The following is a 22,590-nucleotide window of genomic DNA, read 5'->3' as shown; positions in this document are numbered from 1 at the left end:
ATTCATCTCCGAAAAATTCGGCCATCCTGGTCGATGGCGAGGTAGGACAAGCCGGACTGCTCAAGGAAGTCCAGCCCGTCCCGCTCCAGCAGCATGGCCGTGGTACTGCAGCTTCCGGCGGCGATGGCCATGGGCGACACCACGCTGACCGAACGCCAGAACGACACCGGCATGCCGCTGTACGGATCAAGGATGTGGCAATAGCGCCGCCCATCCGCTTCGAAAAAACGCTCGTAATCGCCGCTGGTCGCCAAGGCGCCCCGGCTGAAAGGCACGCTGGCGATGGTGGCCCGGGCATCGCGCGGGTGCTGGATGCCGATGCTCCACTCGGCGCCATCCGGACGGGGGCCGAGAAAGCGCATGTCGCCGCCCAGGTTGACGTAGCCATGCTGCACACCTTGGGCGATCAGGATTTCCGCCGCGCGGTCCACGGCATACTCCTTGCCGAAGCCGCCGAAATCCAGCTCCATGCCAACCCGCGGCAGCAGGACGCTGCCGCCCTCGCGCCGCACCTGTTGCCAGCCGACCAGCGGCAACAAGCGCTCCAGCGTCCCCGCCGCAGGCACGGCACCGAGCCGGAAATCCCAGGCCTTGCGCAGCACGCCGGAGGTGATATCGAATCGGCCGCCGCTGCTGCGATGCACGGCGTCGGCATACTCCAGCAAGGCCAGGGTTTCTTCGTCGCAGTCGACCGGCGCCGCACCGGCTGCCGCATTGATCCGGCTCACGATGCTGTCCGGGCGATAGCGCGAGTACTTGGCCTCGATCCGGCGCACTTCTTCCAGCGCCGGCTCGGCCAATGCCCGTGCCTCGGAGCCGCTGGCGGCGGCCAGCCGGATCTCGCAGCGGCTGGCCATCGCCTGGAAGTCGATCGTGTAGACCGGATTTACCACTGCCGTGTCACTCCGATTTGCAGGCTGACCGCGCGCATTGGCGCCAGGCCTGGACTGCCGCTGCCGAACACGCGCCAGGAACCGCGCTGCTCGTAGCGCTCGACCTTGAAGTCGAGCGCCCAGTCCCGGTTCAACTGCTTGGCGAGCTTGACGCCGAGCGTGACCGCCCCGAAGCCGGACAGGCGCTGGTCGGCGGAACTGGCCTGCCCGCTGCCGAACACGTAGCCGGGCGGGAAGGGCTCGCCGAGGGTGCGGTCATAGACCGGGTCGAAATAGAAGTCGGCTGCGCGCTGGGTGTACAGCCGTACGGCCGGCGTAACAGTCCAGCCATCGCTGAATCCCTGCACCCATTCGGCGCCCAGCGTGTGGGCGCTGATGCCGAAGCTGTCGCGGTAGAAGCGGTAACTGAGCCGGCTGGTCGCACCCAGCGCGACAAAGCGGTGGTTCCACTGCAGCAGGGCGGTATCCTGGCGCCGCTTGTCCGGCCGGTTGTCGGCCATCTTGTACGGGTCGGAATAGTAGCCATGCCCCTGGGTGTGGGTCAGGGTGAACTGGCCCACGTCGACCGGCGTCAGGACCTGCGTCACCCCTGCCAGCACGCTGACGGTCTGGCGCCCGGCGTCCTGCACGATTTGGTTGACGGGGTTGATGCTGTCGTCCGAACCGCCCACGCCGAAATTCCAGGTCGTGTTCTTGTCCTCGCTGGAAAGCGACGCCTGCATCGACAGCGCGCGCGATACATAGTCATGCTCGGTCGAATACGCCGCCGACACGCCGACCGTGCCGTGCGGCAGGTAGCGCGTGACGGTCACGTCGCCGGCCTTGCGCAAGTCGTCCATGCGCGAGGCGCCGGAGACGGCTGTGTGGTAGCGCGGAGAAGCGCCCGACACGTCGTCCACCGTGGCGCTGGCGGCCACCGACCATTCGCCGGCGACCGGGGCCAGCACCGACACCGCCGGCGCATGCACGCGCACCCGGTCCAGGCCCGGCTGGTCTTCCTTGTAATACAGGTATTTGACGCCGATGCTGCCCCGTTCCGGCGGCGTTTCTGCATGCACGACGCCGATCCCCGGCAGCAGCATGGCCGCCGCCAGCAAGGCCTGGCCGACGGGCATGCCGTTCTGTGGTTTGTTTTCCATGGTCTTCCTTGTCAGTTGCAGCCGCATCCGCCGCCGCCCACGGCGCTGCCGCCGGATGCCGCTTCCTTGCTGGCGTAAATGTGTTCGTTGAAGCGCGTTTCCAGGCTGTCGCCCTGGAGCAGCATGTCGGTGCGCGCCAGTTCGCCTTTCTCCCAGGGCTGGACGGGTTTCACGGCGCAACCGGAAAGCCCGGCCAGCACGGCGCAGGCCGCAAGCAGGCGGGCGCTCATTGACGTACTCCCAGTGCGCTCTTGATGCGCGCTTCCAGCACGGTGCGGTCGGCGGGGCGGAAGCCGCTGTGTTCATACAGCACCTTGCCGTCCGGCCCAATCAGCACGCTGCTCGGCATGCCTTTGACGCCGTAGTTGCGCGGCGCGGTGCCGCTCGGGTCGAAGGCAATCACGAAACTGGCAGGCGTCGCGGTCAGGAAGTTGCGCGCGTCATCGGTCTTGGCGTCGACGTTGATGCCGACCACCTGCAAGCCCTGGCCGCCGTAGCGGGCCTGCATCTCGTTCATCCACGGGAAGGACTGGCGGCACGGCCCGCACCACGATGCCCAGAAATCGATGTACACCAGCTTGCCCTGGTATTGCTCCAGCTTCACGGTGCCTGCAGGGCCGCTCAGCGAAAAGGCCGGTGCCGCCTGGCCCGGTTCCAGCGCCATCGCCTGGCCGGCTACCGCCAGCGCGGCGGCGGCCGCCAGCATGCGCGCCTGGCGGCGGCGCCACAGCAGCACCGCGGCCGCCAGCACGGCCAGCACGGCCAGCATCGGATCGTTGCCGCCGCTGATCGAAGAGCATCCGCCGCCGCCGCGATTCTGAGTCGCGCCGGCCGCCGCCTCGCTCGAACCCTGTCCGGTCAGCGCGAGCTGCCAGCTTGCGCCTGTCGCCTGCAAGGTGGCGCCGCCGCTGGCGCTGCCCGCTGCGGTTGGCGTGAAGCGCACCGGCAGTTCGCAGGAGGCGCCGGCTTGCAGCGTCAACGGGAAGGCGCCGCAGGCATTGGCTTCGCCGGTTGCCACGGCGAATGGACCGCTGAAGCTAATGCCGCTCAATACGAGGGCAGCGGAGCCAGTGTTCGACAGGGTGAAGCGCTTGACGACGCCCGCGCTGCCGGCAGCGGTGCTGCCGTAGTCGAAGGCTTGCGGCGCAAGACCGAGCGATGGCGTGGGAGTGGGAACCGCGCTGGCGTTGCCGTTCAGTCGCACGGTGAACTGGGCGCCGCCATCGGTGACCAGCTGCATGTCTGCGCTGCGCGCGCCGGCCGCAGTCGGCTTGAAGCTTGCATCGATGGTGCAGTTTGCGCCAGGGCTCAGGGTGGCATCGGCGGCGCAGCTGCCGGCCAGCGCGAAGTCGCCGGGATTGCTGCCGCCCAGGACCAGCGAAGCAATTTTCATGGAACCCGTGCCGTTGTTTGCCAGGGTGACGCGCTGCGCGGCAGACTGCTGGCCCACCTGGGTATTGGCGAAGGCCAGCGGGCCGCTGTTGCTCAATTGCGGGCGGGCCACCGGGGATGTGGTGCCGGCGCCGGTGACGGCAACGGACAGGTCGGCTGCGTTGGAACGCACCAGCAAGGTGCCGGCGACATTGCCTGCGGCCGCCGGGGCGAAGGCCAGCGGCACGGTGCAGCTGGCGCCAACGGCCAGGCTGCTGCCGCAGTCGCCGCCGCTGCCGATGGTGATGCCGGGCGCGCCGCTGACGGCAATGCTGCTGAAGGCCAGGGCCACGTTGCCGCGGTTATTCAGCGTGACAGGCTGCACGATCGGGGCGGCGCCAATGGTCCACAGGCCGAAGGCAACGGCGCTCGGGCTGGCGTCGATGGCAGGAGCCGGTGCGGACGCGTTGCCGGACAGCGCGACCGCCACATTCGCATTGCTGGCGTTCGACGCCAGGTTCAGGCTGGCAGCGAAGGCGCCTGCCGTGGTGGGCAGTGCCTGCACCACCACGGTGCAATTGCCGCCAATGGCCAGCGGCGCCGTGGTCGCGCAAGTCCCGCCAAGCGTCATGAAGCCCGCCTGGGCGCCGCTCACGCCGATCGATGAAAAGCTCAGTGCCGCCTGGCCGCTATTGGCCAGGGTCAGGGTGCGCTGCGCCGGAGCATTGGTCAGCAGGGCGCCGAAATCAAGCGCCGTGGCCGACAGCGACAGCGTGGCCTGCGCCACGGCATTGCCGGTGCCGGACAGGGTGACGCTGCTGGAGCCGCCCGTGGCATTGTGGCTGATGGTCAGCGCGCCGCTGCGGGCGCCGGAAGCGGTCGGGCGGAACACCAACTGCACGCTGCAGCTGCTGCCTGCCGCCACGGCCTGGCCGGAAGCGCAAGTGCCGCCGGTGATGCGGAAGTCGCCGCCATTGCCGCCGCCCACCGCCAGGCCGCTGATGTTCAGCGCCGACGAGCCGGTATTGGAAAGCGTGGTGGACAGGGCGCCGCTGTCCTGGCCCACCGTCGCGCCGCCAAAGGACAGCGTGGACGGCGCCACCGAAGCCGCCGGCGCCGCCGTCACGTTGGGGTTGCCGATGAAGGCTGCCAGGTCGGCAACTTCCGCCGCCGTGAACTTGCCGTTGTACAGCGATCCCATGCCGCCCTTGTTGGCTGCGAAGGCAGAACTGATGACGGTGGGGTTGTTAGCGCCCGCCAGGACGTTATTGACGTTGGCGGCCGGGTTTGCGCCGTGACAGGCGGAGCAGGTGGTGCCGCCTGAAGTGGGGCCGTTCAGGTACAGGCTTTTGCCGTTCAGGGCATCGGCGGCCTGCGCGAAATGCGCGGCTTGCGCCAGGCCCAGTGCCAGCAAAGCCCAAAGTCGGTGATGTTTCATCGGAGCTCCCGTGGTTGGTAATTGGTTCATGCGCACATCGACAGGGCCCAGGCATTGCATGCGCTGTGCAGCAGGGAGCACAGCCGCCAGTCGCGCCAGCGCTGGTAGGCCAGGCCGAACATCACGCCCGGCCCGAACACCAGCGCTGCCGCCAGCGGGCCGGAGCCCAGGTGCAGCGCACTGAAGGCCGCCGCACTGGCCAGCACCGCGACTGCGCCGCGCGAGCGCGGCAACAGCCATGCATGCAATCCCGCGCGCACCACCCATTCCTCCAGCAGCGGCGCCAGCACCAGCAGGCGCAGCACGGCGGCCAGGTCAGGCGAGAGCAGGGCGGGGCCGCAGACGGCAGTTTGAGCGAACACAGGTACTGAACATTCTGTCAATGTTGTTACGGTCAATACCGGCGCACGCGAAAATGGTTCAAAATCGGGTGTGAAAATATTTTTGAAAATTCTTTGAACCTTTTTGCTCCGGCTGTGTATTCACAGGCGTAAAAAGGAGAAAAGTGCATGCGGCTTGGCAGGAGGGCGGGAGTGACAGGGGACGTGGACGACGGTGAGCTGGTACGGCTGGTAGGAGGCGGCGATCGCCTGGCTTTCCAGGCCCTGTATCGCGCCTACTTCCCGCGCCTGGCCCGTTTCCTCGACCGCATGACGCGCAATGTGCCGCTGCTGGAAGAAATCGTCAACGACACCATGCTGGTGGTGTGGCAGAAGGCTTCCAGCTATGACGGCAGCAGCAAGGTCTCCACCTGGATTTTCGGCATTGCCTATCGCCAGGCCCTGAAAGCCCTGCGCGGCCTGGACGAGCCGCTGGAGGACGCGCCGGATGCAGCAGGCGAAGAATGGCACGAGCCCGAGCATGCGCTGGCGGCCTTGCAGTTGCAGCGCGGCGTCGGCCGCGCGCTGGACGCCTTGCCGCTGGAGCAGCGCGCCGTGGTCTGCCTGACTTATTACCACGGCATGGCCTACCAGGAGATCGCCGAGACCATCGGCTGCCCGGTCAATACCGTGAAGACGCGCATGTTCCACGCCCGGCTGCGCTTGAAGGACATGTTGTCCGATCATTTGGAAGAGATACGATGAATACGCAAGACCCATCGAACGTTGCGGAGCACCAGGACATGCAGGCACTGCTGCCCTGGTATGCCGCCGGCTCGCTGGCCGACGGCGAGGCGGCACGCGTGCAGCAGCATTTGCGCGATTGCCCCGAATGCCGCGCCGAGCTGGCCTGGCAGCGCCGCCTGATCGAAACGGCAGCTCCGTTGCCGGCCGGCCTGGACCCCGAGCGCGCCCTGGCGCGCCTGATGCCGCGCCTGGACGAGGCGCCGTCCCCTTTGGCCCAGCCCGTCGCCAAGCCATCTCCCGCCGTGCCGGCGTCGTCCCGCTTCGCCAGTGCCTTGCTGGACTGGCTGCGCGGGCCCGGCGACTGGAAGGGCTGGGCCATCGCCGCCCAGGCAGCCGTGATTGTCGTGCTGGCAGCCAATATGCTGCCGTCCGGCGCGCCGCCTGCATACAAGGCGCTCGGCAGCGCACCGGCGGCCACGCCCGACGTGCTGGTGGTGTTCAAGCCGGATGCCAGCGTGCAGGACGTGCAGCGGCTGTTGAAAATCTCCGGCGCCCACCTGGTTGGCGGCCCGACCGCCACCGGCGCCTGGCTGCTCGATGTCGAACCGGCGCAGCGCGCGCCAGTGCTGGCAGCCCTGCGCGCCGATCCCGCCGTGGACCTGGCAGAAGCGCTGGCAGCGGAGGGCGGTCAGTGATGCGTTGGGCCGCCATGATTGTTTGGGCGCTGTGCGCACTGGCAGGTCCGCCCGGCGCGCAGGCAGCGGCGCAGGCCAGGCCGGACGCTGTCGCGGCGCCCGCGGCCAGGGCCAGCGAAATCCTCGTTATGCTGCACTTGCCGGCGCCGCATTTCCGGGCCGATGGCTATAGCGGCGCCAGTTACCGCGACGATGCGGGCCGCCTGGCGCGCCAGCGCATTGCCGCCGCCCTGGCGCGCGAGCACGGTTTGCAAATGATGGAAGACTGGCCGATGCCGGCCCTGAATGTCGATTGCTATCGCATGCGCCTTGCCGCCGGCCAGGACCCGTCGGCCGTGCTGGCAGCCCTGTCGCGCGACAGCCGTGTCGCCTGGGCGCAGGCGATCCAGGATTTCAGCGCGCAAGGCGGCTCCGGCGCCTCGGGCGACCCGCTGTACCGCGTGCAGCCCGCCGCCGCGCCCTGGCAACTGGAGCAGGTGCGCAAGTCGGCCACCGGCCGCAAGGTGCTGGTGGCCGTGATCGACAGCGGCGTCGAGGCCAACCACCCCGACCTGGCCGGCCAGGTGGCGGTGCAGGAGAACTTCGTCGACGGCCAGTCCTACGTCGCCGAGGAGCACGGTACGGCGGTGGCGGGCGTGATCGCCGCGCGCGCCGACAACGGCATCGGCATCGCCGGCGTGGCGCCGGAAGCCCGGCTGATGGCGCTGCGGGCCTGCTGGCAAGCCGACGGCGGCACGCGCTGCAACAGCTTCACGCTGGCCAAGGCTCTCAACTATGCCTTGCTGCACAATGCCCAAGTGATCAACCTGAGCCTGTCCGGGCCGCAGGACCGCCTGTTGCAGCAGCTGGTCGGCGTGGCGCAGGCGCGCGGCATCCGCGTGGTCGGCGCGATCGATCCGGCGCGTGGCGATGGCGGCTTTCCAGCCAACAGTCCCGGAGTGTTTGCCGTCGCTGCCGACGATGCGCCGCGCCATGGCGGCCAATGCCTGCTGGCGCCGGGACGCGACGTGCCGACCACCATGCCCGGCGCGCGCTGGGGCATGGTGTCCGGCTCCTCCTACGCGGCCGCGCATGTCAGCGGCATGCTCGCCCTGATCGGCGAACTCAAGCCGCAGCTAAGCGGCGAGCGCCTGCACGAGGGCATCGTGCGCAATAGCGGTCCCGCACCGTTGACGGGGATAGATCTTTGCGCCACCATCATGCGCATTACCGGTAAATGTTCCTGCGCATGCCCCAACCCTCCCTCCGACAACCTCGCACGTTCGCCCTGACCGGGCTGGCCTGCATCCTTGCAGCGAGTGCGCAGGCACAGGTGAGCGGCAGCGCCGGCATCGTATCGGACTATATGTACCGCGGCATCTCCTTAAGTTCCGGCAAGCCGGCGGCGCGGCTCTCGCTCGATGTCGATGGCGCCAATGGCTGGTTCGCCGGTGGCCAGGTGGTCAGCGGCCAACTGGCGCCGCAATCGCACCGCACAGCCCAGTGGCTGGGATATGGCGGCTATGCGCAGCGCCTGCCGTCCGGCCTGTCATGGGAAGCCGGCATGTCGGCCTACGCCTTCCACGGCGCGCCGGACTGGAATTTCCGCGAAGTGTTCGCCGGCCTGGCATTCGAAAACTACTCGGCGCGACTGCATTATTCGCCCGACTACCTCGGCTTCCGCGAGCGTACGGTATATGCTGAACTCAATGGCGGCGGCGCGCTAGGCTCCAGCTGGCGCTATTTCTGGCGCGGGGGCTACCTGTCTGCGCCCGGCAATGCAGCCAGCAACCGCGCCGAAGGGCGCATTGGCGTCGGCACGTCGGTCGAGGGCTGGCAAATGCAGCTCTCGCTGGATGCGGCCCGCCTGCGCCGCCAGGGAACCGGCGGCGTAGCCGGCTACGGCAACACCGCCAGCGCACCGTCCAGCAAGGTGCGCAGCAAAGTGGTTCTAGGCCTGGCGCGAGGCTTCTGAAATTTTGATCCAGGTCATTCCGTGCGCCGGGGCTATCGCATAGGCTGGGCGAAAGGAGTGACACATGGGATATGCATTGCGGGCCAGGCGGCTCGGCATCGACACCTACCAGCAGCCGGTGGCCTACATGCGGCGCGATTGCAAGGTCTGCCTGGCGGAAGGCTTTGAAGCGCAAGCGCGCATCGAGCTGCAATGCGGCACGCAGGTCGTCGCGGCCACGCTGAACGTGGTAGACGGCGACCTGCTGGACGAGCAGGACATCGGCCTGTCCGAGGCGGCCTGGGAAGCGCTGGCTGCGGCGCCGGGTGCGCCAGTCAGCGTGCGCCACCCGGCGCCGCTGGCATCGTTCGCGGCGGTGCGCGGCAAGATCCACGGCCGGCCGCTGGACGACGCAGCGGCCGAGTCCATCATCGCCGATATCGCCGGCGGGCGCTATCCGGACATCCACCTCTCCAGCTTCATCACCGCCTGTTCCGGCAACCGCCTCGACCTGGCGGAAACCATCGCCCTGACGCGCGCCATGGCGGCGGCGGGCGAGCGCATGCACTGGCCGTCGCAAGTGGTGGTGGACAAGCATTGCGTCGGCGGCCTGCCGGGCAACCGCACCACGCTGCTGGTGGTGCCGATCGTCGCCGCTTGCGGCATGACCATGCCCAAGACTTCTTCGCGCGCCATCACTTCGCCGGCCGGCACGGCCGACACCATGGAAACCCTGGCGCCGGTGGCGATCGGCATCGACGCCATGCGCCGCGTGGTGCAGCAGGAGGGCGGCTGCATCGTCTGGGGCGGCAGCGTGACACTGAGCCCGGCCGACGATGTCCTGATCCGCGTCGAGCGCCCGCTGGAACTCGATAGCGATGGCTTGCTGGTCGCCTCCGTGCTGTCGAAGAAGCTGGCGGCTGGCGCCAGCCATGTGCTGATCGACATCCCGGTCGGGCGCACGGCCAAGGTGCGCTCCGGGCAGGCCGCGTGCCAGCTCGCCGAGCGCCTGGAGGGGGCGGGGCGGGCGCTTGGTTTGGCCGTGAAGTGCGTCATCAGCGACGGCAGCCAGCCGGTCGGCGTCGGTATCGGCCCGGCGCTGGAAGCGATGGACGTGCTGGCGGTGCTGCAAGGTGCGTCCGATGCGCCGCAGGACTTGCGCCAGCGCGCGCTGGCGCTGGCCGCAGGCGTGCTGGAACTGGGCGGCCGCGCCGCCCCCGGCGAAGGCATGGCGCTGGCCGCGCAGACGCTCGATAGCGGCGCCGCCTGGGCCAAGTTCCAGGCCATCTGCGCGGCCCAGGGCGGCCTGCGCCAGCCGCCTGTCGCGGCCTGCACCCATGTGCTGGAAGCGCGCCATGCCGGCCGCGTGGTCGCCATCGACAACCGCAAGCTGGCCACCTTGGCCAAGCTGGCCGGCGCGCCGCGCGCCGCCGCTGCTGGCGTGCGATTCTTCGCGCCGTTGGGCGGCAGGCTCGAAGTGGGGCAGCCGATCCTGGCGATCCATGCCGACACGCCGGGCGAGCTGGCCTACGCGCTGGAATACGCCGAAGCGCAAAGCAACCTGGTCACCGTGGAGGATGCGTGAGCAAGATCCTCGTGATCCAGGGGCACCCCGATCCTGCAGGAGGGCACCTGTGCCACGCGCTGGCCGAAGCCTACGTCGATGGCGCGCGCACGGCCGGCCACGAGGTGCAGGTCGTTACGCCCGCAACGCTGGCGTTTCCCATGCTGGCCAACGCGCATGAATGGGAAGAAGGCGAGGTGCCGCCGGCCTTGGCGCCGATGCAGCGCGCCATCGAGGATGCGCTGCATATCGTCATCTTTTATCCGCTCTGGCTGGGCGACATGCCGGCCAGCCTGAAGGCATTCCTGGAGCAGGTGGCGCGGCCCGGCTTCGCGCTGGCGCGGGAAGCCAAGAATCCGCTGCAAGCGGGGCTGCTGGCCGGCCGCAGCGCACGCGTGGTGGTGACGATGGGCATGCCGGCCCTGATCTATCGCTGGTACTTCGGCGCCCACAGCCTGAAATCGCTGGAACGCAATATCCTGAACTTCGTCGGCATCAAGCCGGTGCGCAAGACGCTGGTTGGCGGCGCCGGAAAGATGGCTGCCGGGGCTGTGGCGGCATGGCGCCAGCGCATGCAGGTACTGGGCGCCAAGGGAATCTGAAGCTAGCGGCGCGGGGTATCGCTGCGCGCCATGATGGCGCGGTTCAGGCGCTCCATCGTGTCGGCCGGCACGTCGCGGCTGCAGACGATGTAGCGCTTCAGGCCGGGCGGCATGTCGGCGAAATCGATCAGCACCAGCGACTGCAATTCCGGGAATTTGAGCCGCAGGTAGTTCCAGTCCTCGCGGTCCACGAACAGGTAGTCGGCGCGGCCGAAGGCCACCATGCGGAACATGGCCGATGTTTCCACCGTGCGGCGCATGATGCGGTTCTGGCTGGTGTTGATCAGGGCATCCAGTTCCGGGCCGTAGGAGACACCGTCGATTACGGCCAGCGTCAGCGACTTGTCCGATAGCAGGGATTTCAGGCTGGGGTGCGACCGGATGCGGGCCGCCACCGCCGGCACCGCCAGCACGGCGTGCGGCAGGTCCGCGTGCACCGGAACCGAATACTGCGCCACGGCCTCGCGCTCGGGCAGGCGGTACCAGCTGATCGAGCAGTAGTTCGGCATGCCGTGGTTGAAATTGGCCCAGATGCGCTTTTGCGGCTCGTTGACGAAGACCGCAGGCACGCCGGCGGCGGCGAATACCTGCCTGGCGCGTTCCAGCATGAAGCCTTTCGCGACCTTGCTTTCGTCAAAATAATAGTAGGGCGGCTTTTCGCGCCAGGCCACGGTCAGCGGCGCTTCCGCCTCCGCTCCTGCCGCGCCGGCTGTCGCCAGCAACCCGATGAAATATTTCTGCCACATGCTGCCATTATAATAGGGGGCAACAGCAGAAAGGAGTCGCACGATGTTCAGCCGTCCCCACGTAGCACCCCGCATGTTTGACGATCCATCCGCAGCACTGGCCCAGGTCCGGGCGATTTACGACGACAGTATCCGCTTCCTGCGCGAATCCCTGCAGCGCTTTGTCGAGGGCGAAACCCCCACCGAGCGCGTGCGCGCCTGCTACCCATATGTGCGGGTACAGACGGAAACCGTGGCGCGCGCCGATTCGCGCCTGTCGTACGGCTTTGTCGCAGGCCCGGGCGCCTTCGAGACCACGCTGACGCGCCCCGACCTGTTTGAAGGCTATTACACCGAACAATTCCGCCTGCTGTTGAAGAATCACGGCCAGCAGCAAATGCAGATCGAAGTGGGCCTGAGCGCCCAGCCGATCCCGATCCACTTCTCCTTTGCCGAGCATGACCACATCGAGGGCAGCCTGAGCGCCGAGCGGCGCCTGCTGATGCGCGACGTGTTCGACCTGCCCAACCTGGCTGCCATGGACGACGGCATTGCCAACGGCACGTTCGAAGCGGCGCCGGGCGAGGCGCAGCCGCTGTCGCTGTTTACCGCGCCGCGCGTCGATTATTCGCTGCAGCGGCTGCGCCATTACACCGGCACTTCGCCCGAGCATTTCCAGAACTTCGTCATGTTCACGAACTACCAGTTCTACATCGACGAATTCGTGCGCCTGGGCCATGAGCTGATGGCCAGTCCGGACAGCGACGGCTACGTGGCTTTCGTCGAGCCGGGCAATATCGTCACGCGCCGCGTCGGCCACGCCATGCAGCCGGGCGACGACCTGGGCGCGGCGCCGCCGCGCCTGCCGCAGATGCCGGGCTACCACCTGGTGCGCGCCGACGGCAGCGGCATCAGCATGGTCAATATCGGCGTCGGCCCGGCCAACGCCAAGACTGCGACCGACCACATTGCGGTGCTGCGCCCGCACGCCTGGCTGATGCTGGGCCACTGCGCCGGTCTGCGCAACACGCAGCAACTGGGCGACTACGTGCTGGCCCACGGCTACGTGCGCGAAGACCATGTGCTGGACGAGGACTTGCCGCTGTGGGTGCCGATTCCGGCCCTGGCCGAAGTGCAGGTGGCGATCGAGTCGGCGGTGGCCGAAGTGACGCAGCTGGGCGGCCATGACCTGAAGCGTGTGCTGCGGACTGGCACCGTGGCCAGCACCGATAACCGCAACTGGGAGCTGCTGCCGCAGCGCACGCCGGAGCGCCGCTTCAGCCAGAGCCGCGCCGTGGCGCTGGACATGGAAAGCGCAACCATCGCCGCCAACGGCTTCCGCTTCCGCGTCCCCTACGGCACGCTGCTGTGCGTCAGCGACAAGCCCCTGCACGGCGAAATCAAGCTGCCCGGCATGGCCAACCAGTTCTACCGCGACCGCGTCGACCAGCACCTGCGCATCGGCATCCGCGCGCTGGAACTGCTGCGCGGCCTCGGCTCGGACAAGCTGCACAGCCGCAAGCTGCGCAGCTTCGCCGAGGTGGCCTTCCAGTAAGGCTTAGCGCTGCTTCAGCCACGCTTCGTAGCTGACGGCGCCGAGGCGGGGCCTTGCATCGGCGGCAGGCACCAGGCTGCCATGATCGAGGACTGAGCCGAAGTAGGGCGCCTGCGGGTCGGTCACGATCGGCCGCGTTTCGCCGGCCGCCGCCAGCGCGCGGCGCACGATCTGCTCCAGCGGGTAGGCTTGCGGGCCCGCCAGTTCGCTGGTGCCGTTCAGCGGCGCGGCCAGCGCCACATCGGCCAGCGCCTGCGCCACGTCGTCGGCCGCCACTGGCTGGATCAGGGCCGGCGACAGGCGGATGGTCCCTTCCACTGCCGACGACTGGCCGATGGCGGCCAGGAATTCCATGAATTGCGTGGCACGCAGGATGGTGTAGGGAACGCCGTTTTGCTTGATCAGTTCCTCCTGCGCCACCTTGGCGGCGAAGTAGCCGTTCTCCGGCAAGCGGTCGGTGCCCACGATCGACAGCGCCACGTGATGGCGCACGCCAGCCTCTTTCTCCGCTTTGCCCAGGTTGTGGCTGGATTTCCGGAAGAAGTCCAGCACGTCGTCCGGTGCGAACGACGGCGAGTTGGCCACGTCGACCACGACTTCGGCGCCGGCCAGTGCGGCGGCCAGGCCGTCGCCGGTAACGGCGTTGACGCCGGTGCCCGGTGATGCCGCCAGCACTGCATGGCCTTTTGCCTGCAGCAGCTTGACCAGTTTGCCGCCAATCAAGCCGGTGCCGCCAATGACTACGATTTTCATGGTTTTTCTCCTATGGGTTGCTGTCACGTTGACAGACCATCTTAGGACGGCGAGAATCGGCAGGAATGACGAATACCCCTAATTTCCTGCCAAATATGCAGGGCGAACGCCTGGTGCTGTTCCTGGCTTATGAAGAGGTGGGCCTGCTGGACTTGAGCGGCCCCCAGACCGTGTTCTGGGCCGCCGACAAACGCATGCGCGAACGCGGCTTGCCAGGCTATGCGCGCCGGGTCGCCAGCCTGGCCGGCGGCATGGTGCGCAGCGCCGAAGGCATGGCCCTGGCGACCGAGCCGCTGTCTTCCTTCCTCCTGCAGGAGATCGACACGATCATCGTTCCCGGTTCGCCGGAGATGCCGCGCGTGCAATCGTTGTTGCGGGAGCTGAGCGACTGGCTAGCGGTTGCCGCAAGCCGCGCGCGGCGCACGGCATCGGTCTGCAGCGGCACCTTCCTGCTGGCGCAGGCCGGCCTGTTGAACGGCAAGCGGGCCGCTACGCACTGGGCGATGTGCGACCTGCTGCAGGAGCGCTTTCCGGCCGTCGACATCGACCGCGACTCGCTGTTCGTGCGGCAGGAGGCGGTATGGACGTCGGCCGGCGTCACAGCCGGCATCGACCTTGCCCTGGCGCTGGTGGAGGCCGATTGCGGGTACGAGGTGGCGATGCAGGTGGCGCGCGAACTGGTGGTTTTCCTCAAGCGCCCCGGCGGCCAGGCGCAGTTCAGCGAGCTGCTGCTGGCGCAGGAGGCGGGCGGCGATACCTTCGAACGCCTGCACCTGTGGATCATGGAAAACCTGACGCTGGAGCTGCCCGTCGAAGTGCTGGCCGGCCAGGTGAATATGAGCCCGCGCAACTTCGCGCGGGTGTACAAGGAGAAGACCGGCCGCACGCCGGCCAAGGGCGTCGAGGCACTCAGGCTTGAGGCTGCGCGGCGCATGCTGGAGGCATCGCAACGCACGGTCGAACAGGTGGCGCGCCTGTGCGGGTTTGGCAATGAAGAACGGCTGCGCACCGTCTTCCAGCGCAAGCTGGGCGTTTCTCCCAGCGATTACCGCAAGCGCTTTGCGCCTTCCGCTATGCGGCGCACCAGGTAAAGGCCGATGATGTCGACCAGCGCATGGGCGATCATCACGGCCAGCAAGCCGATGTAGTCGAAGGCGAAGCCGAGCAGCACGCCCATGCCGAATACGCCGCTGGCCTGCCACAGGGCGGCGCGGTCGAAGCGGCGGAAGTCGTAGGCGCCGGCGTGCACCAGCAGGAACAGCAGGCTGGCGCCCCAGACGCCTGCCAGCGGCTGCAGCGCGGCGCGGAACAGCAGTTCTTCCGAAACCCCGGCGGCAAGCGAAATCCACAGGGGATTCCAGCCGCTGAGGTCCAGCCTTGTATAGCTGGCGGCGGTGCGCTGCACCGCTTCGGCATGGGGCTTGCGCAATGTGGTCAGGGCCGACATGCCGCCGGCGGCCAGCCCCAGCGCGATGCCGGCCAGCGCTTGCTGCCACCATGGCCAGCCGCCCAGCAGCAGTGCGGCAAGCCGCTGGCGCCGGAAGAGGAGGATGGCAAGGGCGATGCCCGCCAGCGCGGCGCAACTCAGTAGCTGCGTGCGCAGGGGGATTTTCAGATCATGCTTTCGAAGATGATCTTCCACTCGCTGCCTTCACGCGCCCAGTATTGGCGCTTGCGCTGGGTGGAGCGGTTCTTGCCGATCTTCGATTCGAGGGTGAAGGTGCTGACCAGCATATCGTCGCGGCTCGGGTAGCGGAAGATGGTGACTTCGCTGAGGGACACGCTGAGGCCATTCACGCTGGCCAGCGGGCGCATGTCTTTTTCGTACCAGGTCTTCAGGTCTTCGCCATTGGCCGACTTGAACTTGCCCGAATAATTCTTCAACAGCCGCTTGCTGTCGGCGCTGACCAGGTCGGCGCGCCAGGATTCGACCAGGCGGTTCGCGGTAAAACGCTCGTTATCCCATTTGGCCTTGCTGATGAACTCCTGGTGGTCGGCGATCACTACCGGCGTCCTGCCGATATCGACGGTGTTTTCAAGCTTGCGCAAATCGTCGTTGGTCAGCACCACGCAGCCGTCGGAAGCGAGGGGCGGGCGGCTGTAATTGTCGGCCGGCGTGCCGTGCAGGAAAATGCCGCCGCCGCTGCGGCCATTCAGGCGGTCCCATTCGTTGGGGTAGTTGATGCGCAGCGCGCTGGCGCCGTAGAAGTCGGGCAGCTTGGGGCCCGCTACGCGGCCGGTGATGTAGTAGACGCCGAGCGGGGTTTTCTGGTCGCCTTCGCGGAACTTGTCGACCCCCAGCTTGCCTTGGCTGATGTAGTAGTCGGTGACCAGTTTCAGTTCGCCGTTGTTGTTCTGGTAGACGTACAGGCGCGATTGCGTGGCGTCGACCACCAGCACATGGCGCATGTCGGCGCGCAGCTGCAGCACGGAGCGCGGCGCCAGTTCGGGACCGGGGCGCGCCACCAAGGTTTGCAGGCGCACGCGCGCTTCGTCGCGCAAGTCTTTCAGCTTGTCGGCCGGGCCGCTGGCGCCGGCGCCGAGCTGGGCCACCGGCTTGGTGTGCATCAGCAGCAGGTCGCCGCGAATCAGGTGGCCGACGCGGAAATTCGGGTAAGCCTGCACCAGTGCGTCGGCCTTGGCCATCGCCTCCTGGAGCTGGCTGGCGCGCAGATTCTTGTAAATCTCAAGCAGCATGATTTCGGCATCCTGCCGGGCGCGCGGGGCTTCGGCTGGATGGATGGACTTGGCCATGCCGGTGCCGGCTGGCGCCAGCACGGCGCATGCTGCCAACAGCGCGGCAGCGGCGCTGGCACTTGCTCGCTTCGACATCTCCATCAGCCCCCCGACTGCTCTTGCCTGATCAGCCAATTCTTGCCTTGCTTTTCCAGCACCAGTGTCTTGCGGCCCGTGGTGCTGAGGCGATCCGACACATACTTCTGTCGGAATTTCACGGTCGCCGTATTGCCGTTGACCGTCACTTGCGGTGCCTCGACGCTTACCTTGATGTGGCCTTTGCCCTCGATGCGGGCGGTACGGTCGGCTTCCCAGGCTTTGCGGTTCTGGCCCTTCGGCGTCTGGAAATTGCTGCCGTAAGCATTCAGGTAGGCTTTCATGTCTTGCGCGCTCCAGGCTTTGGCCCAGCTATCGACAGCCTTGATGACATCGGCGCCATCGGCGTCTTCCTTCTGTACCTGCTCAGCCTTCGGAGCAGCTTTTGCCAATTGTACCGCCGGGGCGGGAGCTGGTGCGGAAGCTGCAGCCGGCGCGGCGGACGGGGCGCTTGCCACGGGCTTGGCCTGCGCCACGACCGGGACCGGCGCCGCGGCAGGCGCCGCCGCCTTGACAGGCGCGGGCGCCGGCGCCGCAGCGATTGCAGCCAGCGGCGAGGCAGCTTCTCCGCCTTTCGGCGTCAAGGTGTGCACCATTGCCAGCTTGGCCTTCTGCGGCGGCTGCTGGCTCGGATCGGCCAGCTGCATGGCCTTGTCGTAAGACTGGCTGGCCAGCTTGGCATAGACATCGCCCAGGTTTTCGTGGGCGGTGGCATAAGCCGGGTTGGTGCGAATCGCGCGTTCCAGTGCCACGCGGGCCTTATCGTAATTGCCGCCCGAGGCGTGCAGCACGGCCAGGTTGTTATAAGGTTCCGGTAATTCGGGATAATCTTCCGTCAGCTTTTGGAAAACATTAATTGCATCGGCTGTTTTGCCCTGTTCGGACAAAATCATCCCTTTAATAAATCGCAATTGCGCATCTTTTGGCCGTTGCGATAACGCAACATCAACCTTCGCCAAGGCGGCTGGCAGCTGTCCACTGCGCATCATTTTATTGATATCTGCGACCTCATCGGCCTGCGCGGAAAAGCACGCGATTAATAGCGCGGCCCCTAGCGCAAGGGCTGTACGAGAGGAAATTTGCGATGCCTGCATTTATTTATTTTGCCGACGGGAAATAAAGAACCATTTTATCAAAACTCAGGGGGCTGAATATACTTAGAAGATGGAACTAAGTATTACGCAGGAGGACGCGGGGCATACGGCGGAGGGTCTGCCGCTGTTCATTTTTGCGCTCTGCAACCGCCACGGAATGGAAGCCAGGATCACTACCCTGGGCGGTGCAATTGCCAAGCTGCAAGCACCCGACCGGCGTGGCCGGCTCGCCAACGTCATCCATGGCGCGGCGCCCGATTGCGGCATCCACCTGCTGCCGGCGCCGGGGCGCGCCTTGCACCGGGTGCCCTGGCACGCCATGCCGCTGGTGGAAGATGCCAGCGTCGGCCTGCGCCTGGCCAGCCCGGGCCCGCAAGCGGTGCTGGCGACCTATTGGCTGGATGAGGCGAACGGCCTGACGCTGCATTGCCAGGCGCCGGCAGCCGCTTCGGCCACCGTCTGCCTGCGCATCGCCTTGAATATGGCCGGCGAGGGCGATGTCCTCGGCCAGCAGCTGGAGGTAGGCGCAACGCGCGTCGTACCGGCCGGTGAACACGAGCGCGACGTGGCCGGCACGCCATGGGATTGCCGTTCGCCGCGCCCGCTGGCCGAATTTCCAGGGCAGGCGCGCTACCTCCTGGACAAGCACGGAAACGGCGCGGCTTCGCTGCGCCTGCTCGACCCTGCCACGGGCCGCGTGCTCGAACTTGCCACCGATGCCGCCAGCTTGCGGTTGGGCTGCGGCGATCCGCCCGTCTTCCTGTGGCTGGAGCCCATCATGGCGGCAGCCGGCGGCCAACTGGTCCTGCGCTTCACTGCCCAGCCTTAGGCCCCCGCAGGGCTTGTGGTAACAACAATGTTAATATCTGGACTCCCCCATTACCGAGCCCAGCCCAATGAGTATCGTGTTTTCCAGCCTGAACCACGCGCAGCGCGTGCCCCTCGCTGCCGAAATCCACTCGCGCCCCTTCCTGAAACTGGATGCGCCGACCCTGCTGTCCCATTTCGCCATCATGGGCGAGGAGGAACAGCAAGAGTTGCTGGCAGGGCTGTGCGGACACTTCGGCGTGGCGGCGCCGGCCGCAGGCGGCAAGTACTTTACCCATGATTTCGGCCGTTTCCGCCTGAAGTGGGAGCTGCACACCGAATTCGCCACCTTCACCTTCGCCGAAACAGTGGCCAGCATGCCGCTGCCGGAAGAGGCCTTCAGCAACATGCCTTCGCGCCATCTGCCGGAGCAGTGGCTGCTGCAGCTGCAGGGCAGGGTGCTGGTGGCCGCGCACGTGCTGCTTGGGCGGCCGGGCGGCATGCAGCACGCCTTCGCGGAGAGCCTGCAACGCCTGTTCCAGGGCGCCCCGCTGGCGGGCAGCCAGGTGATGAACGGCGGCGAGATGTGGACCGACTTCGCCATCCATGCCGATGGCTTCAGCCGCTTCGTGATCTGCGACGCCGGCATGCACGAACAGCAGTCGGGCCGCCTGGTGCAGCGCGTCCTTGAAATCGAAACCTATCGCATGATGGCCCTGCTTGGCCTGCCGGTCGCGCAAAACGCGACACCGGAACTGAACCAGGTGGAGGCCGAGCTGGCCACCCTGGCCGGCGCCCTGGTGGAAGCCGACGGCAAGGTCGACGACGGCTCCACCGAACAGGCGCTGCTCGATCGCATCACCCACCTGGCGGCGCGGATCGAAAAGGTCTCGGCCGACACCAGCTACCGCTTCGCCGCGGCCAAGGCTTATTTCGGCCTGGTCAATGCGCGCATCGACGAATTGCGCGAACTGCGTATCGAGGGCACGCCAACGGTGGAGGAGTTCATGGAGCGCCGCCTGGCGCCCGCCATGAAGACTTGCGAGGCCGTCGCCGCGCGCCAGCAGGCGCTGGCCGGCCGTATCGCCAACTGCAACGACCTGCTGCGCACCCGCGTCGGCATCGTGCAGGAAGCGCAGAACCGCAAGATCTTGCAGTCGATGAATACGCGCGCGGCGCAGCAGCTGCGCCTGCAGCAGGCCGTGGAAGGACTGTCCGTGGCGGCGATCTCATACTATGTGGTGGGCCTGATCGGCTATAGCGCCAAGGGCGCCAAGGTGCTGGGTGTCGGCGTCAATCCCGAGCTGCTGATGGGCATCATGGTGCCGGTGGTGGCGGTCGGCATGTGGCTCGGCCTGCGCAGCATGCACAAGCGCCTGCACCACGCATGATGCACCTTGCTCGTCGATTCGCCTGGCTGGCGGTGGGCGCGGCTTTGGCCGCCTGTGCACCGGCCACGCGACTTGCACCCGCTTCGACGGCATCGCCGGTGGGCGCGCTGCGCTTCATCGGCGAGCAGCGGGTTGCACACCAAGCCATGTTCCAGGACACCATGCTGGGCGGTTTCTCCGGGCTCGATTACGATGCGGCGCGCGGCCGCTGGGTGGTCGAAAGCGATGACCGCTGCACCCACAACCCCGCGCGCTATTACGAAGCGGAGCTCGATTTTGACGCCAGTGCGTTCCGTGCTGTGCGCTTCAGCGGCCTGCATTATTTTCTGAACGCCGACGGCAAGGACTTTACCGCCACAGCCACCGCGTGCACGCGCGCTGACGTGGAATCAATCCGCATCGACCCGCTGGATGGAAGCATGTGGTATTCCAGCGAAGGCGACCGCCGCTATGGCCTCGACCCCTTCATCCGCCATGCCACGCGCGATGGCGCGTTGCTGGCCGAATTGCCCTTGCCGGAAAACTTCCGGGTGCACCAGGGCGAAGAGCGCGGTTCGCGCTACAACGCCACCTTCGAAGGACTGGCTTTCGCGCCGGATGGCCGCAGCCTGTGGGCTTCCATCGAATGGCCGCTGTACGAAGACGGCCCGATCGCGACCCCGCAGCACGGCGCGGTGCTGCGCATGACGCAGTTCCAGCGCGATGGACAGGTGCTGCGCCAGTTCGCTTATCCGCTGGATGCGATTCCCGCCGCACCGGGATCGGGCAAGGAAGCCGAAAACGGCGTCTCCGAGATTCTCGCGCTGCCAGATGGCGAACTGCTGGTGCTGGAGCGCGCCACGGTGCAGGATGCCGCCGGCGCATACATCAACTACGTCCGCCTGTATGCCACCGATGCGCGCGGCGCCAGCGATGTGAAAGCGCTGCCGGGCCTGGCGGGCGCGCAATACACGCCGGCGCGCAAACGCCTGGTGCATGATTTCAGCAAGCAGCCCATGCCGCGAGCCTACAACCTGGAGGCGATGTCCTTTGGCCCGCGCCTGCCGAACGGCCACGCCACCCTGGTGTTCGCCAGCGACGACAACTTTGGCAAGGGCCAGGTTACCCAGTTCCTGCTGTTTGAAGTGCTGCCCTGAGTATTATTCCGCTGGGTGGAATGGTTAATTGCTGCCGGTGGTGATTCCCGTCATCGCCGACATGGATCAGACTCTCATCATTACTTGAAAGGAGATCCCATGAAGCTGTACTACCACCCAATTTCCGGCCACGCCCACCGTGCCCACCTGTTCCTCTCCCTGCTGGGCCTGGACTTTGAGCTGGTCGAAGTCGACCTGCTGAAGGCCGAGCAGAAAACCGAAGCCTTCCTCAAGCTCAATCCCTTCGGCCAGGTGCCGGTACTGGAAGACGACGGCGTGGTGATCGCCGACTCCAACGCCATCCTGGTCTACCTCGCCACGCGCTATGGCGATGCCAGCTGGCTGCCGCGAGACCCGGCCGGCGCGGCTGCCGTGCAGCGCTGGCTGTCGGTCGCCGCCGGCGAAATTGCCAACGGGCCCGCCACCGCGCGCATCATCAACCTGTTCAGGAAACCGGTCGATCCGGCCGACGCCATCGCCCGCGCCCACCGCATCCTCGCCCTGGTCGAGGCCAGCCTGGCCGGCAAGGAATGGATCGCGGCCGGCTGGCCGACCATCGCCGACATCGCCCTGTACAGCTATATCGCACGCGCACCGGAGGGCAATGTCGACCTCTCGGGCTACGCCAATGTCGGCGCCTGGCTGGCACGCGTCGAAAGCCTGCCACGCTTCCAGCCCTTCATCAAATCAGCGGTCGGGCTGGCAGCATGAACGGGCCCTGGCATGCCGGCGAAATCGCGCTGCAGGCCACGCTCGGCGCGGTGGAACGCATGGACGAGATCGGCCGCAAGGTGATCCGCGACTACATGCCGGACCAGCACCGCGACTTTTTCGCGCAGTTGCCGTTCGCCGTGTTCGGCAATGTCGATGCGGAAGGTCGGCCGTGGGCCACGCTGCGTGCCGGGGAAGAGGGTTTCATGCATTCGCCGGACCCGCAGCATCTGCAGTTGCTGCTGCCCGCGCAGCTCGACGATCCGGCGCAGGCCGGCCTGCGCGACGGTGCTGCAGTGGGCATGCTCGGCATCGAACTGCATACGCGGCGACGCAACCGCCTGAATGGCCGCCTGCGCGCGCTGGGTGGCGAACAGTTCGAGATCGCGGTCGCCGAATCGTTCGGCAACTGCCCGAAGTACATCCATCAGCGCGATTATCGCTTCGAGCGCGCGCCAGGCGAGCCATCGGGACTGCCGCCGCGCCGCCTGCCGCAGCTCGATGCGCTGGCGCGCGACCTGATCGGCCGCTCGGGAACTTTTTTTGTCGGAACGTATTCCGGCGAAGGCGAGGAAATGCGGGTCGACGTCTCGCATCGCGGCGGTCCGCCCGGGTTTGTCCAGATCAGTAGCACAGGAAGCTTGCTGGTGCCAGACTATGAAGGGAACCGCTTCTTTGCGACTCTCGGTAACATACTGCTGAATGGCCGTGCCGGGCTGGTGTTCCCGGACTTTGAAAGCGGCGGTTTGTTGCAGATGAGCGGAACCGCGCGCGTTGTCGTGGACGGAACGGAAAGGCACTGGGAATTCCAGCCGCAACAGATTGTGTGGCGGGAAGATGCATTGCCGCTCAGATGGGCGCTGCTAGCAAAATAGTTCTGCTAC

The 22,590-nt window shown here is 66.9% G+C and carries 23 protein-coding genes; 13 read left to right on the top strand and 10 right to left on the bottom strand.

Going from position 1 to position 22,590, the window contains the following annotated elements:
* Window positions 1-2: 2 nt before the first annotated feature.
* From ACN9MU_RS20330 to mrtJ, 5 genes are read right to left on the bottom strand one after another with little or no spacing between them, the layout of a single operon-like run.
* Window positions 3-893 carry an FAD:protein FMN transferase gene (locus ACN9MU_RS20330; RefSeq protein ID WP_426343368.1) on the bottom strand — a complete coding sequence of 297 codons (891 nt, stop codon included), beginning with the start codon at window positions 891-893 and terminating at the stop codon, window positions 3-5.
* The gene (locus ACN9MU_RS20325; protein ID WP_426343367.1) at window positions 887-2,032 is read right to left on the bottom strand and encodes a DUF3570 domain-containing protein; all 1,146 of its coding nucleotides are present in this window, start codon (window positions 2,030-2,032) and stop codon (window positions 887-889) included. Before ACN9MU_RS20325 ends, ACN9MU_RS20330 begins: the two co-directional genes overlap by 7 nt.
* An 11-nt stretch (window positions 2,033-2,043) precedes the next feature.
* A complete protein-coding gene (locus ACN9MU_RS20320) occupies window positions 2,044-2,262 on the bottom strand; it encodes a DUF4266 domain-containing protein (protein ID WP_426162230.1) in 219 nt (72 codons plus the stop codon).
* A complete protein-coding gene (locus ACN9MU_RS20315; RefSeq protein ID WP_426318392.1) occupies window positions 2,259-4,841 on the bottom strand; it encodes a choice-of-anchor D domain-containing protein in 2,583 nt (860 codons plus the stop codon). The genes ACN9MU_RS20320 and ACN9MU_RS20315 overlap by 4 nt, the downstream gene beginning before the upstream one ends.
* Window positions 4,842-4,867: 26 nt before the next feature.
* On the bottom strand, window positions 4,868-5,203 hold the full coding sequence (mrtJ, locus tag ACN9MU_RS20310; RefSeq protein WP_426162228.1) for a JDVT-CTERM system glutamic-type intramembrane protease MrtJ: 336 nt from the start codon (window positions 5,201-5,203) through the stop codon (window positions 4,868-4,870).
* Window positions 5,204-5,374: 171 nt separating this feature from the next.
* On the opposite strand from mrtJ, the gene ACN9MU_RS20305 reads away from it, so the two are divergent.
* The 6 genes from ACN9MU_RS20305 (at window position 5,375) to ACN9MU_RS20280 (ending at window position 10,702) form a co-directional block, all read left to right on the top strand.
* Complete coding sequence (locus tag ACN9MU_RS20305; protein ID WP_426162226.1) at window positions 5,375-5,926, top strand: RNA polymerase sigma factor; 552 nt, start codon at window positions 5,375-5,377, stop codon at window positions 5,924-5,926.
* Entirely contained in the window at window positions 5,923-6,603 is a 681-nt protein-coding gene (locus ACN9MU_RS20300) for a zf-HC2 domain-containing protein (protein ID WP_426343366.1), read from the top strand. Before ACN9MU_RS20305 ends, ACN9MU_RS20300 begins: the two co-directional genes overlap by 4 nt.
* A complete protein-coding gene (locus ACN9MU_RS20295) occupies window positions 6,603-7,874 on the top strand; it encodes a S8 family peptidase (protein ID WP_426323803.1) in 1,272 nt (423 codons plus the stop codon). Before ACN9MU_RS20300 ends, ACN9MU_RS20295 begins: the two co-directional genes overlap by 1 nt.
* On the top strand, window positions 7,832-8,557 hold the full coding sequence (locus ACN9MU_RS20290; RefSeq protein WP_426343365.1) for a TorF family putative porin: 726 nt from the start codon (window positions 7,832-7,834) through the stop codon (window positions 8,555-8,557). Before ACN9MU_RS20295 ends, ACN9MU_RS20290 begins: the two co-directional genes overlap by 43 nt.
* A gap of 64 nt (window positions 8,558-8,621) precedes the next feature.
* Window positions 8,622-10,121, top strand: coding sequence for a thymidine phosphorylase family protein (locus ACN9MU_RS20285; RefSeq protein ID WP_426343364.1), 1,500 nt, complete (start codon window positions 8,622-8,624; stop codon window positions 10,119-10,121).
* Complete coding sequence (locus tag ACN9MU_RS20280; RefSeq protein WP_426343363.1) at window positions 10,118-10,702, top strand: NAD(P)H-dependent oxidoreductase; 585 nt, start codon at window positions 10,118-10,120, stop codon at window positions 10,700-10,702. The genes ACN9MU_RS20285 and ACN9MU_RS20280 overlap by 4 nt, the downstream gene beginning before the upstream one ends.
* Before the next feature lie 2 nt (window positions 10,703-10,704).
* Here ACN9MU_RS20280 and ACN9MU_RS20275 read toward each other — a convergent pair whose 3' ends face one another.
* Window positions 10,705-11,448: a substrate-binding periplasmic protein gene (locus ACN9MU_RS20275; protein WP_426162218.1), complete on the bottom strand. Its 744-nt coding sequence runs from the start codon at window positions 11,446-11,448 to the stop codon at window positions 10,705-10,707.
* Window positions 11,449-11,491: 43 nt separating this feature from the next.
* Here ACN9MU_RS20275 and ACN9MU_RS20270 point away from each other — a divergent pair, with 43 nt between their 5' ends.
* Complete coding sequence (locus ACN9MU_RS20270; protein WP_426162217.1) at window positions 11,492-12,982, top strand: AMP nucleosidase; 1,491 nt, start codon at window positions 11,492-11,494, stop codon at window positions 12,980-12,982.
* A 3-nt stretch (window positions 12,983-12,985) separates the two neighbouring features.
* Here ACN9MU_RS20270 and ACN9MU_RS20265 read toward each other — a convergent pair whose 3' ends face one another.
* Window positions 12,986-13,735, bottom strand: coding sequence for an SDR family oxidoreductase (locus tag ACN9MU_RS20265; RefSeq protein WP_426318385.1), 750 nt, complete (start codon window positions 13,733-13,735; stop codon window positions 12,986-12,988).
* Window positions 13,736-13,800: 65 nt separating this feature from the next.
* On the opposite strand from ACN9MU_RS20265, the gene ACN9MU_RS20260 reads away from it, so the two are divergent.
* Window positions 13,801-14,826 carry a GlxA family transcriptional regulator gene (locus tag ACN9MU_RS20260; RefSeq protein ID WP_426343362.1) on the top strand — a complete coding sequence of 342 codons (1,026 nt, stop codon included), beginning with the start codon at window positions 13,801-13,803 and terminating at the stop codon, window positions 14,824-14,826.
* On the opposite strand, the gene ACN9MU_RS20255 is transcribed toward ACN9MU_RS20260, so the two are convergent.
* From ACN9MU_RS20255 to ACN9MU_RS20245, 3 genes are read right to left on the bottom strand one after another with little or no spacing between them, the layout of a single operon-like run.
* Window positions 14,781-15,377, bottom strand: a complete 597-nt coding sequence (locus tag ACN9MU_RS20255; RefSeq protein WP_426162214.1) for a CPBP family intramembrane glutamic endopeptidase — start codon at window positions 15,375-15,377, stop codon at window positions 14,781-14,783. The genes ACN9MU_RS20260 and ACN9MU_RS20255 overlap by 46 nt on opposite strands.
* A complete protein-coding gene (locus tag ACN9MU_RS20250) occupies window positions 15,347-16,567 on the bottom strand; it encodes a L,D-transpeptidase family protein (RefSeq protein ID WP_426162213.1) in 1,221 nt (406 codons plus the stop codon). The genes ACN9MU_RS20255 and ACN9MU_RS20250 overlap by 31 nt, the downstream gene beginning before the upstream one ends.
* A 5-nt stretch (window positions 16,568-16,572) precedes the next feature.
* Complete coding sequence (locus ACN9MU_RS20245) at window positions 16,573-17,553, bottom strand: L,D-transpeptidase Cds6 family protein (protein ID WP_426172248.1); 981 nt, start codon at window positions 17,551-17,553, stop codon at window positions 16,573-16,575.
* Between the two features lie 178 nt (window positions 17,554-17,731).
* Between ACN9MU_RS20245 and ACN9MU_RS20240 the strand changes: the two genes are divergently transcribed.
* The 5 genes from ACN9MU_RS20240 to ACN9MU_RS20220 all read left to right on the top strand — a co-directional run bounded on the left by ACN9MU_RS20240 (window position 17,732) and on the right by ACN9MU_RS20220 (window position 22,581).
* Complete coding sequence (locus tag ACN9MU_RS20240) at window positions 17,732-18,490, top strand: hypothetical protein (protein ID WP_426343361.1); 759 nt, start codon at window positions 17,732-17,734, stop codon at window positions 18,488-18,490.
* 67 nt (window positions 18,491-18,557) lie between these two features.
* Window positions 18,558-19,859, top strand: a complete 1,302-nt coding sequence (locus ACN9MU_RS20235) for a DUF3422 family protein (RefSeq protein ID WP_426162211.1) — start codon at window positions 18,558-18,560, stop codon at window positions 19,857-19,859.
* Window positions 19,856-20,995 carry an esterase-like activity of phytase family protein gene (locus ACN9MU_RS20230; protein WP_426162210.1) on the top strand — a complete coding sequence of 380 codons (1,140 nt, stop codon included), beginning with the start codon at window positions 19,856-19,858 and terminating at the stop codon, window positions 20,993-20,995. The genes ACN9MU_RS20235 and ACN9MU_RS20230 overlap by 4 nt, the downstream gene beginning before the upstream one ends.
* Window positions 20,996-21,094: 99 nt before the next feature.
* Window positions 21,095-21,706 carry a glutathione S-transferase family protein gene (locus ACN9MU_RS20225; RefSeq protein ID WP_426343360.1) on the top strand — a complete coding sequence of 204 codons (612 nt, stop codon included), beginning with the start codon at window positions 21,095-21,097 and terminating at the stop codon, window positions 21,704-21,706.
* A complete protein-coding gene (locus ACN9MU_RS20220; RefSeq protein WP_426336017.1) occupies window positions 21,703-22,581 on the top strand; it encodes a pyridoxamine 5'-phosphate oxidase family protein in 879 nt (292 codons plus the stop codon). Before ACN9MU_RS20225 ends, ACN9MU_RS20220 begins: the two co-directional genes overlap by 4 nt.
* The last annotated feature ends 9 nt before the right edge of the window (window positions 22,582-22,590 follow it).

Origin of the sequence: Pseudoduganella sp. R-32 (assembly GCF_049913245.1) — a bacterium.
Classification (GTDB): domain Bacteria; phylum Pseudomonadota; class Gammaproteobacteria; order Burkholderiales; family Burkholderiaceae_D; genus Rugamonas.
The sequence above is the reverse complement of the archived record's forward strand: the minus strand, read 5'-3'. Positions and strand labels throughout refer to the sequence as shown.

Excerpts from the sequence above, each read along its gene's own strand:
- ACN9MU_RS20250 (WP_426162213.1), bottom strand. The coding sequence starts at position 16,567 with ATGTCGAAGCGAGCAAGTGCCAGCGCCGCTGCCGCGCTGTTGGCAGCA.
- ACN9MU_RS20315 (WP_426318392.1), bottom strand. The coding sequence starts at position 4,841 with ATGAAACATCACCGACTTTGGGCTTTGCTGGCACTGGGCCTGGCGCAA.
- ACN9MU_RS20245 (WP_426172248.1), bottom strand. The coding sequence starts at position 17,553 with ATGCGCAGTGGACAGCTGCCAGCCGCCTTGGCGAAGGTTGATGTTGCG.
- ACN9MU_RS20230 (WP_426162210.1), top strand. The coding sequence starts at position 19,856 with ATGATGCACCTTGCTCGTCGATTCGCCTGGCTGGCGGTGGGCGCGGCT.
- ACN9MU_RS20270 (WP_426162217.1), top strand. The coding sequence starts at position 11,492 with ATGTTCAGCCGTCCCCACGTAGCACCCCGCATGTTTGACGATCCATCC.
- ACN9MU_RS20265 (WP_426318385.1), bottom strand. The coding sequence starts at position 13,735 with ATGAAAATCGTAGTCATTGGCGGCACCGGCTTGATTGGCGGCAAACTG.
- ACN9MU_RS20325 (WP_426343367.1), bottom strand. The coding sequence starts at position 2,032 with ATGGAAAACAAACCACAGAACGGCATGCCCGTCGGCCAGGCCTTGCTG.
- ACN9MU_RS20220 (WP_426336017.1), top strand. The coding sequence starts at position 21,703 with ATGAACGGGCCCTGGCATGCCGGCGAAATCGCGCTGCAGGCCACGCTC.
- ACN9MU_RS20300 (WP_426343366.1), top strand. The coding sequence starts at position 5,923 with ATGAATACGCAAGACCCATCGAACGTTGCGGAGCACCAGGACATGCAG.
- ACN9MU_RS20320 (WP_426162230.1), bottom strand. The coding sequence starts at position 2,262 with ATGAGCGCCCGCCTGCTTGCGGCCTGCGCCGTGCTGGCCGGGCTTTCC.
- ACN9MU_RS20235 (WP_426162211.1), top strand. The coding sequence starts at position 18,558 with ATGAGTATCGTGTTTTCCAGCCTGAACCACGCGCAGCGCGTGCCCCTC.
- ACN9MU_RS20285 (WP_426343364.1), top strand. The coding sequence starts at position 8,622 with ATGGGATATGCATTGCGGGCCAGGCGGCTCGGCATCGACACCTACCAG.
- ACN9MU_RS20240 (WP_426343361.1), top strand. The coding sequence starts at position 17,732 with ATGGAACTAAGTATTACGCAGGAGGACGCGGGGCATACGGCGGAGGGT.
- ACN9MU_RS20295 (WP_426323803.1), top strand. The coding sequence starts at position 6,603 with ATGCGTTGGGCCGCCATGATTGTTTGGGCGCTGTGCGCACTGGCAGGT.
- ACN9MU_RS20275 (WP_426162218.1), bottom strand. The coding sequence starts at position 11,448 with ATGTGGCAGAAATATTTCATCGGGTTGCTGGCGACAGCCGGCGCGGCA.
- ACN9MU_RS20225 (WP_426343360.1), top strand. The coding sequence starts at position 21,095 with ATGAAGCTGTACTACCACCCAATTTCCGGCCACGCCCACCGTGCCCAC.
- ACN9MU_RS20260 (WP_426343362.1), top strand. The coding sequence starts at position 13,801 with ATGACGAATACCCCTAATTTCCTGCCAAATATGCAGGGCGAACGCCTG.
- ACN9MU_RS20290 (WP_426343365.1), top strand. The coding sequence starts at position 7,832 with ATGCCCCAACCCTCCCTCCGACAACCTCGCACGTTCGCCCTGACCGGG.